The organism is Nocardioides flavescens (assembly GCF_009823805.1).
In the GTDB taxonomy this organism is placed as follows: Bacteria; Actinomycetota; Actinomycetes; order Propionibacteriales; family Nocardioidaceae; genus Nocardioides; species Nocardioides flavescens.
This window is the reverse complement of the sequence record NZ_WUEK01000005.1, coordinates 169,165-186,879: the sequence shown is the minus strand read 5'-3', so window position 1 is coordinate 186,879 and position 17,715 is coordinate 169,165. Positions and strand designations below refer to the sequence as shown.

General features: G+C 73.5%; 18 protein-coding genes. 6 read left to right on the top strand and 12 right to left on the bottom strand.

All coding sequences use genetic code 11. The features are described from left to right. Positions 1-208: 208 nt before the first annotated feature. Together GRQ65_RS09745 and GRQ65_RS09740 are read right to left on the bottom strand one after the other, a co-directional pair. On the bottom strand, positions 209-517 hold the full coding sequence (locus GRQ65_RS09745; protein WP_160877669.1) for a glutaredoxin family protein: 309 nt from the start codon (positions 515-517) through the stop codon (positions 209-211). Further along, positions 514-2,169 carry a class I adenylate-forming enzyme family protein gene (locus GRQ65_RS09740; protein ID WP_160877667.1) on the bottom strand — a complete coding sequence of 552 codons (1,656 nt, stop codon included), beginning with the start codon at positions 2,167-2,169 and terminating at the stop codon, positions 514-516. The genes GRQ65_RS09745 and GRQ65_RS09740 overlap by 4 nt, the downstream gene beginning before the upstream one ends. A gap of 339 nt (positions 2,170-2,508) precedes the next feature. Here GRQ65_RS09740 and GRQ65_RS09735 point away from each other — a divergent pair, with 339 nt between their 5' ends. The 3 genes from GRQ65_RS09735 (at position 2,509) to GRQ65_RS09725 (ending at position 5,768) form a co-directional block, all read left to right on the top strand. Continuing rightward, complete coding sequence (locus tag GRQ65_RS09735; RefSeq protein ID WP_160877665.1) at positions 2,509-3,396, top strand: HAD-IB family hydrolase; 888 nt, start codon at positions 2,509-2,511, stop codon at positions 3,394-3,396. 115 nt (positions 3,397-3,511) lie between these two features. Further along, a complete protein-coding gene (locus GRQ65_RS09730) occupies positions 3,512-4,324 on the top strand; it encodes a sigma-70 family RNA polymerase sigma factor (protein WP_337191605.1) in 813 nt (270 codons plus the stop codon). A gap of 175 nt (positions 4,325-4,499) precedes the next feature. Beyond that, the gene (locus GRQ65_RS09725; RefSeq protein WP_160877663.1) at positions 4,500-5,768 is read left to right on the top strand and encodes a DUF5667 domain-containing protein; all 1,269 of its coding nucleotides are present in this window, start codon (positions 4,500-4,502) and stop codon (positions 5,766-5,768) included. 24 nt (positions 5,769-5,792) lie between these two features. Here the strand turns inward: GRQ65_RS09725 and GRQ65_RS09720 are convergent, their stop codons facing one another. The 5 genes from GRQ65_RS09720 to GRQ65_RS09700 form a co-directional block, all read right to left on the bottom strand. Further along, entirely contained in the window at positions 5,793-6,992 is a 1,200-nt protein-coding gene (locus tag GRQ65_RS09720) for a 1-acyl-sn-glycerol-3-phosphate acyltransferase (protein WP_160877661.1), read from the bottom strand. Then, complete coding sequence (locus GRQ65_RS09715) at positions 6,985-8,088, bottom strand: NAD-dependent epimerase/dehydratase family protein (protein WP_160877659.1); 1,104 nt, start codon at positions 8,086-8,088, stop codon at positions 6,985-6,987. Before GRQ65_RS09715 ends, GRQ65_RS09720 begins: the two co-directional genes overlap by 8 nt. A gap of 38 nt (positions 8,089-8,126) precedes the next feature. Next, positions 8,127-8,228, bottom strand: coding sequence for a 30S ribosomal protein bS22 (locus GRQ65_RS09710; protein WP_008356322.1), 102 nt, complete (start codon positions 8,226-8,228; stop codon positions 8,127-8,129). Between the two features lie 173 nt (positions 8,229-8,401). Continuing rightward, entirely contained in the window at positions 8,402-8,584 is a 183-nt protein-coding gene (locus GRQ65_RS09705) for a helix-turn-helix domain-containing protein (RefSeq protein WP_202387869.1), read from the bottom strand. 203 nt (positions 8,585-8,787) lie between these two features. Next, positions 8,788-9,990, bottom strand: a complete 1,203-nt coding sequence (locus GRQ65_RS09700) for an acetoin utilization protein AcuC (RefSeq protein WP_160877655.1) — start codon at positions 9,988-9,990, stop codon at positions 8,788-8,790. 154 nt (positions 9,991-10,144) lie between these two features. Here GRQ65_RS09700 and trpS point away from each other — a divergent pair, with 154 nt between their 5' ends. Then, positions 10,145-11,086, top strand: a complete 942-nt coding sequence (gene trpS, locus GRQ65_RS09695) for a tryptophan--tRNA ligase (protein WP_160877653.1) — start codon at positions 10,145-10,147, stop codon at positions 11,084-11,086. Positions 11,087-11,199: 113 nt separating this feature from the next. Here trpS and proC read toward each other — a convergent pair whose 3' ends face one another. The 5 genes from proC to GRQ65_RS09670 all read right to left on the bottom strand — a co-directional run bounded on the left by proC (position 11,200) and on the right by GRQ65_RS09670 (position 15,818). Further along, positions 11,200-12,003, bottom strand: coding sequence for a pyrroline-5-carboxylate reductase (gene proC, locus GRQ65_RS09690; protein WP_160877651.1), 804 nt, complete (start codon positions 12,001-12,003; stop codon positions 11,200-11,202). 28 nt (positions 12,004-12,031) lie between these two features. Then, on the bottom strand, positions 12,032-12,967 hold the full coding sequence (locus GRQ65_RS09685; RefSeq protein WP_237448028.1) for a proline dehydrogenase family protein: 936 nt from the start codon (positions 12,965-12,967) through the stop codon (positions 12,032-12,034). 10 nt (positions 12,968-12,977) lie between these two features. Then, positions 12,978-14,027, bottom strand: coding sequence for an acyltransferase family protein (locus tag GRQ65_RS09680; protein ID WP_160877649.1), 1,050 nt, complete (start codon positions 14,025-14,027; stop codon positions 12,978-12,980). A gap of 76 nt (positions 14,028-14,103) precedes the next feature. Beyond that, positions 14,104-14,877 (bottom strand): TIM barrel protein, encoded by a 774-nt coding sequence (locus GRQ65_RS09675; RefSeq protein WP_160877647.1) that lies wholly within the window; start codon positions 14,875-14,877, stop codon positions 14,104-14,106. Further along, positions 14,874-15,818 (bottom strand): Ppx/GppA family phosphatase, encoded by a 945-nt coding sequence (locus GRQ65_RS09670; RefSeq protein WP_160877645.1) that lies wholly within the window; start codon positions 15,816-15,818, stop codon positions 14,874-14,876. Before GRQ65_RS09670 ends, GRQ65_RS09675 begins: the two co-directional genes overlap by 4 nt. A 45-nt stretch (positions 15,819-15,863) precedes the next feature. On the opposite strand from GRQ65_RS09670, the gene GRQ65_RS09665 reads away from it, so the two are divergent. Beyond that, positions 15,864-16,643, top strand: coding sequence for a DUF3109 family protein (locus GRQ65_RS09665; protein ID WP_160877643.1), 780 nt, complete (start codon positions 15,864-15,866; stop codon positions 16,641-16,643). A gap of 432 nt (positions 16,644-17,075) precedes the next feature. Further along, the gene (locus tag GRQ65_RS09660) at positions 17,076-17,714 is read left to right on the top strand and encodes a VOC family protein (RefSeq protein WP_160877641.1); all 639 of its coding nucleotides are present in this window, start codon (positions 17,076-17,078) and stop codon (positions 17,712-17,714) included. Position 17,715: the final 1 nt, after the last annotated feature.

Sequence of the window (17,715 nt, the reverse complement as noted above, 5' to 3'; positions counted from 1 at the left end):
TCGGGAGCGAGGCCGATGGGCCTGTCGGGCTCCGCGCGACGTCGTTCACTCTAGGAGTTCGTGAACGGGCGCACAAAACCGACGACCGTGGCCTACACCACGCTCACGCCGGCGTGACAACCGGGGGTCCGGTGTGCCCCGGCGCTGTGGCGGGCCACGCAGGGCACCCTCCGTGACGGCGTACGCCGGCAGGAGGCGTCGTCGCTGGTCAGCGCGCCGTGGGGTGGGGAGGGTCGGCCGTCAGCGCGGCCCGCAACCGCTGGGCGTCGACCCGCCAGAAGTCGTGCTGGCGGCCGTCCACGAGGGTCACCGGGATCTCCTCGCGGTAGCGCTCGAGCAGCTCCGGGTCGTCGAGGATCGAGTGCTCCTCGAACCTCTCCCCCAGCTCCGCGCAGACGCGCTCGACGACCGCCCGGGCGTCGTCGCACAGGTGGCAGCCGGGCTTGGAGTAGAGGGTGACCCTGGCTGACTGACCGACTGGCCGGCCGGCCGGCCGTCCGTCCCGATGGTCGCTCACTCGAGCAGCCCCAGAGCCCGGCGCCGCTCCATGCCGCGCAGCCGGCCCTTCTGCACCTTGCCGGTCACCCCGACCGGCAGGGCGTCAACGACCTCGATGCGGCTGGGCTGCTTGAACCGGGCCAGCCGGGCCGCGCTGTGGGCGCGCACCGCGCCGGCGAGCGCGTCGCGGTCGGCGCCCGGCTCCCGCGCGACGACATAGGCCACGACCGCCTCCCCGGTCTCGTCGTCGGCCACGCCGATGACCGCCGCCTCGGCGACGCCCGCCACCTCGCGGATCGCGTCCTCGACCTCGACGGGGTAGACGTTGAAGCCCGACACGATGACCAGCTCCTTGAGCCGGTCGACCAGGAACAGGTCGCCGTCGGCGTCGAGGAAGCCGACGTCACCGGTCGACCACCAGCCCTCGGGACCGGGTCCCTCGGCGGCGTCGGGCCAGTAGCCGCTGAACAGGTTGGGTCCGCGCAGCTGGATCTGGCCGGGATCCTCGCCCTCAAGGGCGCGACCGGTCTCGTCGACCAGACGGAGCTCGATCCCGGGCAGGGCGGCGCCCACGGAGCCGGGCTGCAGCCGGTCTCCGCCGTCGTCGCCGTCGCCGTCGCTGCACAGCGTGCTGGTCACGACCGGTGCGGCCTCGGTGAGGCCGTAGCCCTGGTGGACGGTCAGGCCGGTGCGCTCCTCGAACTCCGCGGCGACCTCCGGCGCGAGGGGGGCGGAGCCCGAGAGCAGCAGGCGCACCGACGCGAGGCGCTCGCGGAGCCGGTCGGCGCCGCGCCAGTAGGCGATGACCGGCGGCGCGATCGGCACGACCGTGCAGCGCTCGGCCTCGATCAGGTCGAGGGTGCCCTCGGGGTCGAAGCGCGGGACGAGCACGAGGGTCGCGTGGTCGCGCATGACGCCGCCGAGCACGGCGTTGAGGCCGTAGACGTGGAACAGCGGCAGCACGCCCAGCACGACGTCGTCGGGACCGAGGCGGGCCGCCTCGACGCCTCCGAGCTGCTCGACGTTGGCGAGCAGCGCGCGGTGGGTGAGCATCGCGCCACGCGGGCGGCCCGACGTACCACTGGTGTAGAGGAGGGCGGCGAGCTTCTCGGGGTCGAGCAGCGGCGGCACACCGCGGGCACGGTCGGCGCGCAGGTGGTCCCACGAGCGCTCGCCGGGCTGGAGCGTGCCGCCGACGACCACGATCCGCGGCACCACCAGCCGCGCGACCAGGTCGGCCGCGATCGAGCCCGGCGGGTGCTCGACGGCCTGCGCCTCGTCGAGGAGCCGCACCGCCTCGCGCACCGCGACGACGGTCTCGGCGTCCGCGACGACCAGGCGCGAGCCGGAGTCGGCGATCATCCGGGCCAGCTCGCCCGCGGCCGAGGTCGGGTTGACCGGCACGGCCACGGCCTGGGCCCGCAGGACGGCGAGGTAGCCGACGACGAACTCGAGCCGGTTGCCGAGCACGAGCATCACGCGGTGGCCGGCGACGATGCCCGAGCCGCCCATCCCGGTCGCGACGCGACCGACCTCGTCCTCCAGCTCGGCCCAGGTGACCCGCCGGGTCTCGGCGTGGACCCCCGTCTCGACCAGCGCGACCCGCTCGGGCGACTCCCGGGCCGCCCGGTCCAGCAGGTCGGCCACGTCTCTCACGGACGGTGCTCCCATGCCGGGATCCTTCCACACGCCCGGGCGCCGCGAGGCGGCCTCGGGAGGTGTCGGAACCCCAGCAGATGGTGGTGTCGCCAACGTTCTGGGGCGTTGCAACACCCCAGAACGTCGGCAATCCCAGCAGATGCTGGGATTCCGCCGGGGCCACCCCAAGGGCTAGGAGGCTGCTGATCAATGGGGGTGGATGGCAGCGTCGTCCCGGTGCGTGCACGAGTGGTGCCGACGAGGGAGCCGTGCCGGAGGCACGGCGACCGAGGAGAAGCCGCTCGGGTGCGTGCTGGGGCGGGGCTGACGCCGCCCCTTGGCCATTGATCAGCAGTCTCCTAGGGTCGGGGCGTGCCCCAGGAGCGACCCAGGACGCCGCTCAACCTGCAGCAGCGCTCGGTGCTGGCGGGCGAGGCGGCCGCGGCCTCGGCCGAGGTGGAGCGCGAGCTGCACCACCCGGTCGACGCGACCTCGGCGGCGTTCTTCGACGTCGACAACACGATCATGCAGGGCGCGAGCATCTTCCACCTCGCCAAGGGCCTGCACCGGCGCGAGTTCTTCACGACCCGCGACATGCTCGCCGCGGCGTGGAAGCAGGCGAAGTTCCGCGTGGTCGGCGTCGAGGACCCCGACCACGTGGCCGAGGCCCGGGCCTCGGCGCTCGGCTTCATCGCCGGCCACACGGTCGCCGAGCTGCAGTCGCTGACGGAGGAGATCTTCGAGGAGGCGATGGCCCACCGGATCTGGCCCGGCACCCGGGCGCTGGCCCAGCTCCACCTCGACCAGGGCCAGCGGGTGTGGCTCGTCACCGCCGCCCCGGTCGAGATCGCGCAGGTCATCGCGCGGCGGCTCGGGCTCACCGGCGCGATGGGCACGGTCGCCGAGCACGTCGACGGCGTCTACACCGGCCGGCTGGTCGGCGACATGCTGCACGGACCCGCGAAGGCCGAGGCGATCAAGGCGCTCGCCGCGCGCGAGTCGCTCGACCTGTCGCGCTGCTCGGCGTACTCCGACTCCGCCAACGACCTGCCGATGCTCGGCCTGGTCGGCGACCCCTGCGCCATCAACCCCGACGCGCGTCTGCGCGCGCACGCGCGCGAGCACGGCTGGCGCGTGCGCGACTACCGCACCGGTCGCAAGGCCGCCCGGGCCGGGCTGCTCGTCGGCGCCGCCGCCGGGGCCGTCACCGGTGCCGTCGCCGCCGGCGTCTCGCTGCGCGCCAAGCGCCCCCTCCTCTGACGTCAGCGCCGCAACCCCCGCCGCGGGTCGCCCGAACTCACCCGATCGGGCGTCCGGACGTGACTTATCCCTCTAGCGTGGGGTATCAGTTCAGAGGGAGCTGAGGGAGGGACTCGTGGTCTCCACGCCGGGGCACGACGTGTCGCGGGGGCTGGACAGCCTGCGCGCGGCGGTGCTGCGCGCGCTCCACGACCTCGCGCCGGCCCCCGTCACGGCGCCCGCGGGCGCCCCCGGGTGGCTGCTCCAGGAGACCGCGACCGACGCCCCCTCGCACGACGGCGGCCGGGCCGGCGACGACTCCGGCCTCGACTCCGGCCTCGACTCCGGCCCGTCGTACGACGACCGCGAGCTGGCCGCGTCGTCGGAGGAGTCTCCCGAGGAGCGCCAGCGGCTGATCGCGCTGGTCGAGCTGGCCCGCGGGGGCGATGCCGACGCCTTCGGGATGCTCTTCGACCACTACCACGGCCCGGTCTACCGCTTCCTCTTCTACCGGACCCGCTCGGCGGCCCTGGCCGAGGACCTCACGTCCGAGACCTTCCTGCGCGCGCTGCGCAACATGCCGCGGTTCCGCTGGCAGGGCAAGGACTTCGGCGCGTGGCTGATGACCATCGCGCGCAACCTCGCCACGGACCACTTCAAGGCCGGCCGCACCCGTCTCGAGTCGACCACCGAGGACATGGGCGTGCACGACGACGCCACCGAGGGCCCCGAGGAGGCCGTGCTCGCCAGCCTCACCCACGAGGTGCTGCTCAAGGCGCTGGCCGAGCTGCCCACCGAGCAGCGCGACTGCCTGGTGATGAGGTTCCTGCAGGGCATGAGCATCGCCGAGACGGCCGAGGTGCTCGGCCGCAGCGAGGGCGCGGTCAAGCAGCTGCAGCTGCGCGGAGTGCGCAACCTCGCCAAGCTGATGCCGGAGGGGATCCGGTGAGCGCCGTGGTGAGCACTGTGTCGAGCGCCGTGCGGGAGATCCGTCCGACCCGGGACGAACTCGTGCGCTCCGGACGCCCTGCGCGCGTAACTCCGCGCCGCGGGCGGTCGTTGGACGCTGCGTCACTGCCGCGACACGGGGTCGACAGCGACACCCAGCAGACAGGAACGCACCGATGACCGCCCTCCACCCGGCGCGCCGGAGAGCCGAGCGCTTCGACGCCCTGCTCGACGACCGCGCGGCCGGAGACGCGCCGGTCGACGCCCGGACCGCCGAGCTGCTCGAGCTCGTCGGTGCCCTGCGGTCGGTGCCGCGTCCCGAGCCGCGCCCGGAGTTCGTCGCCGACCTGCGCGCGCAGCTCATGGAGGCCGCCCGCACCGAGCTCGTCGCCGAGCCCGGTCTCGAGCACGGCGCCGACCGGCGTACGCCGGACGCGCTCGCGGCACGCCTGACCGTGCCGGCCCGCACCCGGCGCGACCGCCGGGTCGGCATCGCCCTCGGCGCCGTGGCGATCGTGGGAGCGACCTCGTCGATGGCCGTCGCCTCGCAGGGCGCTCTGCCCGGCGACGCCCTCTACCCCGTCAAGCGCGTGATCGAGCGCACCGAGGCCGGGCTGTCCACCAGTGACGCCGCCAAGGGCCGCACGCTGCTCGACGACGCGACCGACCGCCTCGGCGAGGTCGGCGAGATGACCCGCGACGGCGACGCCGACGCCGCCCTGGTCAGCAGCACGCTGGCGACGTTCACCGAGCAGGCCCGGCAGGGCTCCGACCTGCTGATGTCGGACTACGCCGAGCGCGGCAGCGAGGCCTCGGTCGAGCGCATCCGCTCCTTCGCCGCGGTCAGCATGGGCACCCTCGGCCGGCTCGACGCCGACGTGCCCGAGGCCTCGCAGCCGGCGCTGCTCGACGCCGCCCAGGCGCTGTTCGAGATCGACGCCGCCGCCGAGCTCGCCTGCCCGGGTTGCGCCGGCGACGGCATCACCGAGATCCCGGGTCAGCTGCTGGCCAGTGCCGAGACCGGCACCGACGAGGAGCTGCCCGAGGCGTCCGGCCCGGTCGCGACGCCGACGCCCTCGGACACCCCGAGCCCGGACGCCCTCAGCGGGCAGGACGTGCCGCAGTCGCCGGTGCAGGTGCCGACCCTGGTCGTCACCACCCCGACCACGCCGACCCAGACGCCCACCCAGGCGCCCACGCAGGGACAGACCCAGGGTCAGCAGGGCCAGCCGCAGACCGCGCTGCCGAGCGTCAAGCCGCCGAAGCCGCCGACGGCGGTGCCGACCGTCGACGTCGGCCAGCTCACCCAGCAGCTCAACGACACGCTCAACGACACCGTGACCGGCACGGTCGACGGGGCTGGCGAGGTCGTCGACGGCGTGGTGCAGGGCGTGACCGGCCTGCTCGGCGGACTCACCGGCCAGACGCCGACCCCGCGACCCTGAGCCGCGCCCGAGCCAGGCTCCCGCTCAGCGGAAGACGGACTCGCGCTGCATGAGCAGCGAGTAGAGCGTCGACTGGATGGTCTCGCGCACCTGGTCGGTGACGTTGAAGACCAGCATCGGGTCGTCGGCGGCACCCGCCTCGAACTCGTCGGTGCGGATCGGCTCGCCGAACTCCATCAACCACTTCGACGGCAGCGGCACCAGGCCGAGCGGGCCGAGCCACGGGAAGAGCGGGGTGACCGGCACGTAGGGCAGGCCGAGGAGGCGCGCCAGCGACGGCAGGTTGGCGATGAGGGGGTAGATCTCCTCGGCGCCGACGACCGACAGCGGCACGATCGGCACCTGGGTGCGCAGCGCCGCCGAGACGAAGCCGCCGCGACCGAAGCGCTGCAGCTTGTAGCGCTCGGCGTAGGGCTTGCCGATGCCCTTGAACCCCTCGGGCCACACGCCCACGAGCTCGCCTCCGCGCAGCATCCGCTCGGCGTCCTCGTTGCAGGCCAGGGTGGTGCCGCCCTTGCGGGCCAGGCTGCTCACGACCGGCATCTTGAAGACGAGGTCGGCCCCGAGCGGGCGCAGGTGGCGCCCGGTGTGGTCGTGGACGGTCACCATCGTCATCAGACCGTCGACGGGGATCGTGCCGGAGTGGTTGGAGACCACCAGCGCGCCGCCTGCGGCGGGGATGTTGTCGGCGCCGCGCACCTCGACGCGGAACCACTTCTGCGCGATCGGGCGCAGCGCGGCGAGGAAGAACCGCTCGGTGACCTCCTGGTCGAAGCCGTACTCGTCGACGACGTAGTCACCGGTGATGCGGCGCCGCACGAAGGCCAGGAGCCGGGCGAGCTGGGGCTCCCACTGGTCGCCGAACAGCTCGCGCGCGGCCAGCTGGAACGCCGAGAGCAGGTCGGCGACGGGCACACCGCCGTGCGGCACCGGCTCGTCCGTGCGCACGGGCGGTCGCGGGGCGGGCGGCTGCGCCGCTGACGTCTCGGTCGGGGCTGCGGGCTCGGCGGGCTGCTCGCTCTCGACCCCGAGCGCCACCACCTCGGCGTCGGTGGGGAGGCCCTGATCGGGCTCGGCTCCCGCTCCGGCCGGCGTACGACGGGAGGCGGGCGGCTTGCGCGACCCGGAGGCGAGCGAGCGGGAGGCCGACGACGGCTTGGCGCCGCCCTGACCGCGCCCGGGACGACCGCGGGTGCCGATCGGGATGATCTCGGCGTCACCCACGGGGGACCTCCAGGGGCTGCGGGCGGCGGGGGGACCCGACGGACCCAGCGGGCTCGGCGGGCTCGACGGGCTCGGCCGGGGGCAGGTGGTCGGCGACGCCGGCCAGCACGCGCTCGACGCGCCCGCCGGTCGGCATCAGGCCGGCGCCGAAGTCGGCGAACGCCTCGGCGGTGGTGAAGCGCGGTTCGAAGCCCAGGTCGCGCCGCATCCGCGTGGTGTCGACCCCGCGACCGTAGGTGAGGAAGCCGATCTGCTCGGGCGAGAACTCGGCCAGCCGCGCGCGGCGCAGGGCCTGGCCGACGTTGCCGACCATGAAGCCGGGCATCGGCACGGACGGGCGCTGCAGCCGGCGGATGGCCTGCGACAGCATCAGGACGTCATCGCCGGCGACGTTGAAGGTGCCGGGCCGCTCGTGCGCGACGGTGTGCCCGAGCACCGCCATCAGGTCCTCCTCGTGGAGGAACTGCAGCCGGGCGTCGTAGCCGAGCACGGTCGGCAGGACCGGGAGGCGGAAGTAGGAGGTCATCGGACTGACGACGTGAGGACCGATGACGTTGGCGCAGCGCAGCGTCGTGACGCGGACGTCGGGGCGTCGGCGAGCGAAGCCGCGGACGTAGCTCTCGATCTCGGCGACGTCCTTGGCGTAGCCCGAGCGCGGGGCGCGCCGCGGCTCCATGTCCTCGGTGAACATCGCCGGGTCGCGGTTGCTCGCGCCGTAGACCGTGGTCGACGACTTCACGACGAGTCGGCGCACGCCCGGCGCCTTCTGGCACGCAGCGAGCAGCTGCATGGTGCCGATGACGTTGAGCTCCTTCATCGTGCCGCGGCCACCGGCCGAGCCGGGCGTCGAGATGACGCTCATGTGCACGACGGTGTCGACGTCCTCCTTGGCGATCACCTTGGCGATCACCGGGTTGCGGATGTCGGCACGGACGAAGGAGACGTCGCCGACGTCACCGCGCGGTGGGGTGACGTCGACGCCGATGACCCTGGCGACCCCGGGGCTGGCGGCGAGGCGGCGCGCGAAGCGACGCCCGAGGTCACGTGAGACCCCGGTGACGAGGACGACGCGGTCGTCCGCGGACGTGTTCGCCATCGCTGTCAGCCGGCCAGCTGCCCGAGGTGCAGCGCGGGCTACTTGCCGAGCTTGCGACGCTGCACGCGCGTCTTCTTCAGCAGCTTGCGGTGCTTCTTCTTAGCCATGCGCTTGCGCCGCTTCTTGATGACCGAACCCACGAACGAACTCCTCGCGTGCCACAGCCGGTCTCCTGACCGGCCCCCGCGGTTGGTCCGCAGGACCGGCTCAGCCTACGTGGCCGCGCCTGAGGCAGACGAACCGGCGCAGCATCGTGGACCTGACGGCCGCCGGACGACCTCCTGCCGGGGGCCGGTCCGGTGTGCGGGGGAGGTCAGCCGGCGCTGTAGAAGCTCTTGCGCAGGTACTCGTTGACGTCGTCCTCGGTGACCCGGAACGAACGCCCCACGCGCACGGCGGGCAGCTCCTCATTGTGCACGAGTCGGTAGACGGTCATCTTGGAGACGCGCATCATCGCTGCGACCTCGGCGACGGTCAGGAACTTCGCCTCGGACATGTCAGATCCAGCCATCGCTGCACCGCACTTTCTGAGAGCGCGCGTCGCCGGCTTCCCCACCGGCGATCACCGCACTGCCCCCTGGTGGTGACAATAGAGCCTACTGTGACTCGTGGGGAACAGGATCCGAGAAGTGATCTGCCCGGTCTGGCGTGTCGGCTTGCGTCAGGGCCCGATCGGGGGCGTGAGGTTTGCCGACGCCGTCACCAGGGCAGCGGGTCGAGGCCGTGCAGCGGGAACACCGCGGTGCGGGTCGCGTTGACCTCGCGGTCGAGCCAGGTGCCCGGGTCGTAGCCCTCGCTCCACGGCTGCCAGCGCGGCTGGCGGCCGTCGGTCATCCGACGCGGCGCCTCGAGGCCGATGCGCTCCTCGACGTGGGCCCGCCACGCCTCCGGGGTCGGGGTCGACGGGTCGAGGGGCGAGCCGGCGACGATCCCGAGCAGGTGGCTCCAGGCCCGCGGCACCACGTCGACGATGGCGTAGCCGCCGCCCCCCAGGGCCACCCAGCGGCCGTCGGCGACCTCGTGGGCCAGCTCGTGCAGGGCGAGGTACGCCGCGCGCTGGCCGTCGACGCTCAGCATGAGGTGCGCGAGCGGGTCCTCGGCGTGCGAGTCGCAGCCGTGCTGGGTGACCAGCACCTGCGGGGCGAACTCGCGCAGCAGGTCGGGCACGACCGCGTGGAAGGCGCGCAGCCAGCCGGCGTCCGCCGTCCCGGGCGGGAGGGGGACGTTGACCACCGAGCCCTCGGCGCCCTCGCCACCGACGTCGCTCGGGAAGCCGGTGCCGGGGAAGAGGAACTGGCCGGTCTCGTGCAGGGAGATCGTGAGGACGCGCGGGTCGTCCCAGAAGACCTTCTCCACGCCGTCGCCGTGGTGCACGTCGACGTCGACGTAGGCGACGCGCTCGACGCCCTGGTCGAGCAGCCAGCGGATGCCGACGGCGACGTCGTTGTAGACGCAGAAGCCGCTCGCCCGCTCGGGCATGGCGTGGTGCAGCCCGCCGGTGACGTTGGCCGCGTGGAGCGACTCGCCGCTGTGGACCTGGCGGAACGCCTCGATCGTCGCGCCCACGACGTGGGAGGTGGCCTCGTGCATTCCGAGGAAGACCGGGTTGTCCTCCGAGCCGAGACCCAGCGCCGTCCCGGCCTCGTCGGCCTCGCCGCTGTGCCCGGCGCGCTGCACGGCCTCGATCAGGGCCGGCTCGTGCACCGTGGCCAGCTGCTCGAGGCTCGCGTGCGGCGCCGGCACCACCCGCAGACCGCCGTCGGTCACGCCGAGCTCGGTCACCAGGCGCATCGTCAGGTCGACCCGCAGCGGCGACATCGGGTGGTGACCGCCGAAGTCGTAGGCCGAGAGCGTCGGGTCGAACACCACCGACGCCGGGCCCGAGCACTGGCCGTCCCACATGGCTCGGACGCTACAGTGCACCCGTGCTGACGCCGACGTTCGTCTCGTGGTGGCCCGCCTCCTAGGCGGCCACCTGCCTCAGCACCCCACCCACCGGCCGCCCACGTGGCGGCCGTTCGTGTGCGCACCCGTGGGCCCTTCTCTGGAGCTCCTCATGACCCGCACCCTCTCCCTGCTCACCCCGTCCGGCCGGCTCACGCTCGGCAACCTCGTCGGCGCGCTGCAGCCGATGGCACAGCGCCAGGAGGACGCGTTCTACGGCGTCTCCGACCTGCACGCGATGACGACCGAGCACTCCCCCGCCGAGCTCGCCGAGCGCACCCGCGAGATCGCCACCCTGCTGCTGGCGGTGGGCCTCGACCGGGCCACGCTCTTCCGGCAGTCACGGGTGCCGACACACACGGGGCTCGCCTACCTGCTCGAGTGCACCGCGACGACCGGCGAGCTCGGGCGGATGGTGCAGTTCAAGGAGAAGTCGACCCCCTCCACCCGGGCGTCGCTGTTCACCTACCCGGTGCTGATGGCCGCCGACATCCTGCTCTACCGCCCCGCCGTCGTCCCGGTCGGTGACGACCAGCGTCAGCACGTCGAGCTGACCCGCGACCTCGCGCTGCGCTTCAACCGCCGCTACGGCGAGGTGTTCACCGTGCCGGAGATCGCGACGCCCGCCGTCGGTGCTCGGGTCATGGACCTCGCGGAGCCCACCCGCAAGATGTCGAAGTCGCGCCCCGGATCCGGCGTCATCGGCCTGCTCGACCCCCCGGACGTCGTACGCCGGGCCGTCAGCCGCGCAGTGACCGACTCCGACGTCGGGCCGGACGCCGTGCGCCGCTCACCCGACAAGCCGGGCGTCACCAACCTGCTCGACGTGCTCGAGTCGTGCGGTGGCTCGGCGGCCGGCGTGACGACGTACGGCGCCCTCAAGCGGGCCGTCACCGACGCCGTCGTGGCCACGCTCGAGCCACTGCAGGACCGCTACCGCGAGCTGGCCGCCGACCCGTCGTACGTCGAGACGGTGCTGGCCGCCGGCGAGGAGCGCTGCCGCCAGGTCACCGAGCCCGTCCTCGCCGCCGCCTCCCGCGCCATGGGCCTCTGACGCCCGCCCCATCCCTTGTAACGCTGAGTTGGAGGCCCTCCCGACCCGTTGCAACGGGTCGGGAGCAGCGCCAACTCCGCGTTGCAGCTGGGCGGGCGGGACAAGGAGAGGCGTCAGGAGCCCTCGGCGAGCTGGCGGGATCGGTCGCGGGCGGCCTCCATGGCGGCGAGGAACGCCGCGCGCACCCGGTGGATCTCGAGCTCGCGCAGCGCGGAGGCGGTGGTGCCGCCGGGGCTGGTGACCTGCTCGCGCAGCACGGTCGGGTGGGTGCCGGTCTCGCGCAGCATCTTGCCGGATCCGACGAGGGTCTGGATGACCAGCTCGCTGGCGGTGGCGCGCGGCAGACCGAGGTGCACGCCCGCCTCGATCATCGACTCGACGACGAAGAAGATGTACGCCGGACCGGAGCCACTGATCGCCGTGACGGCGTCCTGCTGGCGCTCGGGGATGCGCACGACCCTGCCGACCGAGGCCATCAGCTCCTCGGCCTCGGCGAGCTGCGCCTCCGAGCACGCCGAGCCCGGCGAGACCGCGGCCATGCCCTCGTCGACCAGGGCGGGGGTGTTGGGCATGACCCGGACGACGGCTACACCCTCGGGCACGCGCGACTCGATGAAGGCCGTCGTGATGCCGGCCGCGAGCGAGACGAGCAGCTGGCCCGCGCGCAGCGACGGGGCGATCTCGTCGAGCAGGTCGCCCATGTCCTGCGGCTTGACGACGACCGCGACGGTGTCGGCCCGGGCGGCGGCCTCGGCGTTGCCGACCACCGCGACGCCGTACCGCTCCTCGAGCTCGACCGCGCGCTCGCGGCGCTTCTCGCCGACGAGGAGGTGGTCGACGCGGCGACCGGCGCGCACGAGGCCGGAGAGCAGCGTCTCGCCCATCACGCCGGCGCCGAGGATGGCGGTGGAGCTCATCGCACCCACTTCCGCGACGGCAGCGCCGTCAGCTCTTGGAGACCAGGGACCGCAGGAAGAATGTCAGGTTCTGCGGGCGCTCGGCGAGGCGGCGCATGAGGTAGCCGTACCACTCGGTGCCGTAGGGGATGTAGACGCGCACGCGCTCGCCGATCTCGACCAGGCGGCGCTGCTCCTCGGGCCGGATGCCGTAGAGCATCTGGAACTCGTACGACCCGCGCTCGCGGCCGTAGCGCGAGGCCAGCGAGGAGGCGATCTCGATCAGCCGCGGGTCGTGGGTGGCGATCATCGGGTAGCCCTGACCGCCCAGCAGCACCTTGAGGCAGCGCACGTAGGACCGGTCGACGTCGAGGTCGGACTGGAACGCCACCGACTCCGGCTCGTCGTAGGCGCCCTTGCACAGTCGCACCCGCGAGCCCTCGTAGGCGAGCGTGCGGCAGTCGGACTCGGTGCGGTGAAGGTAGGCCTGCAGCACCGCGCCGGTCTCGGGGAAGTCCTTGCGCAGCTCGCGCAGGATGCCGAGCGTCGAGTCGGTGGTGGTGTGGTCCTCCATGTCGAGGGTGACCGTCGTGCCGGCGTTGCGGGCCGCACGGCAGATGGTGCGCGCGTGCTCGAGGGCGATCTCCTCGCCGCGCTCGGGCAGCGCCTGGCCGATCGCGGAGAGCTTGACCGACACCTCCGCCATCCGGGTCAGGCCGTGGTCGGAGAGCCGCTTCAGCACGTCGAGGTACGCCGCGACAGTGGCATCGGCCTGCGCCTCGTCGAGGGTGTCCTCGCCGAGGAAGTCGAGGGTCACCCGCACCCCGGCCTCGATCTCGGCGGCCGAGGCCTCGACCACCGAGTCGGTGGTCTCGCCGGGGACGTGGCGGCGCACGATGCCGGCTCCGACGGGCATCGTGCTGACCAGCCTCTTCACCGCGTCGCTGCGCGACAGCACCAGCAGGGGACGGCTCAGCAACGACATGCCAGCCAGGCTACGACGCCGCGCCGACAGCCTCCGGGGCAGGACGGCGGCCAGGCCGCAGCCACGGGGCCTCGAAGAGCCAGCGCCCACCGAGCCGCACGGCGAGGCGGTGCAGCGCCAGGCTCGCGGCGAGCACCAGGGCGGTGACGAGGAGGGGGTAGACGACCGCCACGACCGTCGAGCCGGTCGGCACCAGCCGCGCCGAGGCGAGGTGCACGAACGCCACCAGCGGCAGGTGCACGACGTAGACCGGCAGCGTCCGCCGCCCCAGCGTGGCCAGCGCGGCGCCGACCGCCGGCACCCGGCTCAGCGTCACGGCCAGCACCGCCCCGGCTCCCGCGCCGAGCAACCCGAGCCCCGGCCGCACCCCGAGCCACGTGTCCGCGTCGAGCAGGATCCACAGCCCCGCGCCGACGACGTACGCCGCGACCAGCGCGGCACCGCGCGCGGGCGTCGCGTGCCGGCGTACGACATCGGGGTGGCGAGCGAGCTGCACCCCGAGGAGGAAGAACGGGAGGTTGGTCAGCAGCCCGTAGCGGTTGCCCGGGGTCGGCACCCAGCCGGCCGCGGCGACGGCGCTCAGGGCCAGGGCCGCCGCGAGGGCCAGCACCGGGCGGCGTCGGGTCGCCCGGGCGACGGCGACGTAGGCGGCGAGGGCGAGGAGGTACCACAGGTTGCCGGGCGTCACGGTGAGCTGCTCCGCGAGCTCGGCGGGGGTCCGGGCGATGGCGGTGTCGAAGCCCGGCACGGCCTGCAGCACGGCGGTCTGCAGCAGGGTCCACAGCACGAACACCCAGAGCAGCGGCGCCACCCGTCGCGCCAGCACCGACCGCCAGGGCCGCTCGAGCCGACGGGCCGCGAAGAAGCCGGAGATCGCGAAGAACAGCGGCATCCGCACCGGCAGCAGCGCCTGCGACAGCGTCCCCCACGCCCCCGTCACCGGCAGGTCGAGGCGCCAGTCGAGCTGGAGGTAGTCCTTGCGCGTCACGTGCCACAGCACGACCAGCACGATGCACGCACCCTTGGCCACGTCGGGCCACACCAGCCGTCGAGACTCCACGCCCCGAGCCTCGTGCGGCGTACGGCGCCCCGCGTCGGCCTCAGGTGCCGACGGCCTGGCCCGTGGTGCCGGGGCCTCAGGCCCGGAAGTGCTCGCGCGCGAACTCCAGCGACTCGCGCAGGTCGGCCTCGCGCTCCTCGCGGGAAGCGGCCTTGCGGGTGTTGATCTCGACGACGATCTCGCCGTCGAAACCGGCGCGCGCGATGTGGCCGAGGAACTCCGCAGCCCCCATCACACCCCGCCCCGGGACGAGGTGCTCGTCCTTGAGCGAGCCGGAGCCGTCGGTCAGGTGCACGTGGCGCAGCCGCTCGCCGAGCCGGTCGGCCATCGCGATCGGGTCGTCCTTCGCCGTCGCGGCGTGCGAGAGGTCGACGGTGGTGTTGGCGTAGGGCTCCTCGGAGGGGTCCCAGCCGGGGAGGTACATCTCGACGCCGCGCCGCGAGGCGCGCCAGGGGTACATGTTCTCGACCGCGAAGGCGATGCCGGTGGACTCCTCCAGCGCGGCGATGCCGTTGACGAAGTTGGCGGCGTACTCCTTCTGCCAGCGGAACGGCGGGTGCACGACGACGACCTCGGCGCCGACGGCCTGCGCCATCTCGGCCGAGCGCTGCAGCTTGCCCCAGGGCTCGGTGCCCCAGACCCGCTGGGTGAACAGCAGGGTCGGGGCGTGGATCGAGCAGACCGGCACCGCGTGCTGCTCGGAGAGCTGCCGCACCGACTCGACGTCCTGGCTGAGCGAGTCGAGCACCATCACCTCGACGGCGTCGTAGCCGAGCTCGGCGGCGTAGGCGAACGCGTGGGCGGACGACTCCGGGTAGACCGAGGTCGTGGAGAGGCCGATGCGGGTCACGGACGTCCCAGGACGGAGATGTGGTCGAGCCGCTCGAGGATGACGCCCTCGCGCAGCGCCCACGGGCAGATCTCGAGCTCGGTGAGGTCGAAGATGTCCATGCAGGCCTCCGCGACGAGCGCGCCCGGCACGATCTGGTGGGCGCGGCTCGGCGAGACGCCCGGCAGCTGCGCCAGCTCGGCGGGCTCCATCGCGACCAGTTTGGGGACCCACTCGCAGAGCACGTCGAGCGGCAGCGTGCGCGGCACGAGCGAGCCTTCCGCCGACGGAGCGGCACCGCAGATGCGCGCCAGCGAGCGGAACGTCTTCGAGGTCGCAGCGGCGCGGTGCGGCGGCCCGCCGCGCAGCAGGTTGCCCGCGTCGCGGGCGATCGAGGCGCGGATCTCGCGCCGCAGCGCACGCACCGTGTCCTCGTCGACGACCCGGCCGCCCCCGAACCACGTGCGCGCCAGCCGCGCCGCCCCCAGCGGCAGCGACCACGCCACGTCGGGCGCCTCGTCGGAGCCGCCGGCGATCTCGAGCGAGCCGCCACCGATGTCGAAGACGGCGAGCCGGCCCGCCGACCAGCCGAACCAGCGGCGTACGGCGAGGAACGTCAGGCGCGCCTCGTCCTCGCCGCTCAGCACGTCGATCCGGACACCGGTGCGCTCGTGGACGTGGTCGAGCACCTCGTCACTGTTGCCCGCGTCGCGCACTGCCGAGGTGGCAAAGCCGAGCATGTCCTCGCAGCCGCGGTCCTCGGCGACCTGCAGCGCCTCGGCGGTGAACGCCGTCAGGGCGTCGACCCCGGTCTGCGACACGCGGCCGTCCTCGTCGAGGTGCTCGGCGAGACGCAGTGGCTGCTTGAAGGAGTACGCCGGGAGCGGGGCCGCGCCGCCGTGGGCGTCGACCACCAGCAGGTGCCCCGTGTTGGACCCGATGTCGAGCACCCCCACGCGCATGGGGCCAACCTACCGGTGGGTCACGACACCCGTAGGCTCGCGGGCGTGCCCGAGGTCGACCTGGTCTTCCCCCGTGCCTGGGTCGAGTTCGTCAACCCGGCCGACGAGACCGAGGTGATGCGCTGCGACCTCACCTGGCTGACCTCGTCCTACACCTGCATCTTCGGCACCGGCTGCGCCGGCATCTACGCCGACGCCCCCGACGTCGGCTGCTGCACCCTCGGCGCCCACTTCGCGGACTCCGACGACGAGAAGCGGGTCGCGGGCTACGTCGCGATGCTCGACGAGACGCTGTGGCAGTTCCGACCCGACCGCGCGAAGGTCAAGCGCTCGGACTGGGTCGACACCGACGACGAGGGCGAGCGCAAGACCCTCGTCGTCGAGTACGACGGCCAGCAGTCGTGCGTCTTCGCCAACCGGCCCGACTTCGTGCGCCCCGACGGCTCCAGCGGCGCCGGCTGCGCTCTGCACGCGCTCGCCCTGACGCTGGGCAAGAACCCCCTCGAGACGAAGCCCGACGTGTGCTGGCAGCTGCCGCTGCGCCGCACCTTCCGTGACGTCGAGCGGCCCGACGGCACGACGTACACCGAGGTCTCGATCGGCGAGTACGACCGCCGCGGCTGGGGCCCCGGCGGCCACGACCTCGACTGGTACTGCACCGGCAACCCCGACGCCCACGTCGCCCCCGAGCCGCTCTACCTCACCAGCGCCGCCGAGCTCACCGAGCTGATGGGCGCCGCGGCGTACGCCGAGCTGGTCCGGCACTGCGAGGCCCACCTCGCCTCCCGCTCCCGCCTCGCCATCCACCCCGCCGACCCCCACTGAGCGGCCCCACCGCTCGTCGAGCAGCGAGCGCCAGCGAGCGTCGTCGAGACCATCAGCCGACCCGGTGGTTGAGGAACGACGAAGTCGTGTCTCGAAACCACGCCCCACCGCTGGTCGAGCAGCGAGCGCCAGCGAGCGTCGTCGAGACCACCGCAGCCTCGGCACCCGCTCGACCCGCACCGCCTGGGTCTCGACACGGCGGTTCGGACCTCGTCCCTCGGTCCGACGCCCTGCTCGACCACCGACGCTGCGCCCTCGCAGGCTCGGGCCCAGCCGACACGACGGTTCCGGCCTCGTCCCTCGGCCGGACGGCTCGCTCGACCACCATCAGGGTGGGCACGCGCTCGTTCCTCGCGCGCCCCACCCTCTCGACGTCAAGAGACCCGCACCCCGTGTTGGAGGCCGGAGAGGCCCACCCGCACAATCGTCGGCATGCGCCTCGACCACCTCTCGTTCGCCGCCGGCCCCGACGGACTGGCCGCGACGGCCGAACGCATCGGGTCCCAGCTCGGCGCCACGTTCGTCGACGGGGGCGTGCACCCCCGCTTCGGCACCCGCAACATGACGCTGCCGCTGGCGGACCGCACCTACATCGAGGTCGTCGAGGTGCTCGACCACCCGGCCTCCGACAAGGCGCCGTTCGGCCAGGCGGTCCGCGCCCGCTCCGCGCTCGGCGGCGGCTGGCTCGGCTGGGTCGTGGCCGTCGACGACATCGCCGTCGTCGAGAAGCGCCTCGGCCGCGAGGCCGTCGCCGGCAGCCGGCACCGTCCCGACGGCACCCAGCTGCGCTGGCGCCAGATCGGCGTCAACGGCCTGATCAGCGACCCCCAGCTGCCGTTCTTCGTGCAGTGGGAGGACGGCGCGGGCGAGCACCCGAGCACGGGCGCCGACGAGGCGTTCTCGCTCGCCGCGCTCGAGATCGCCGGCGACCCGCAGCGCGTCTCGGAGTGGCTCGGCGAGACCGTCGAGGCGCCCCTCGAGGACATCAAGGTCGAGTGGGTCGCCCCCAACGGCATGCCGGGCGTGCTCGCCGTCCAGGTGCAGACACCCGGCGGCCTCGTCCGCATCTGAC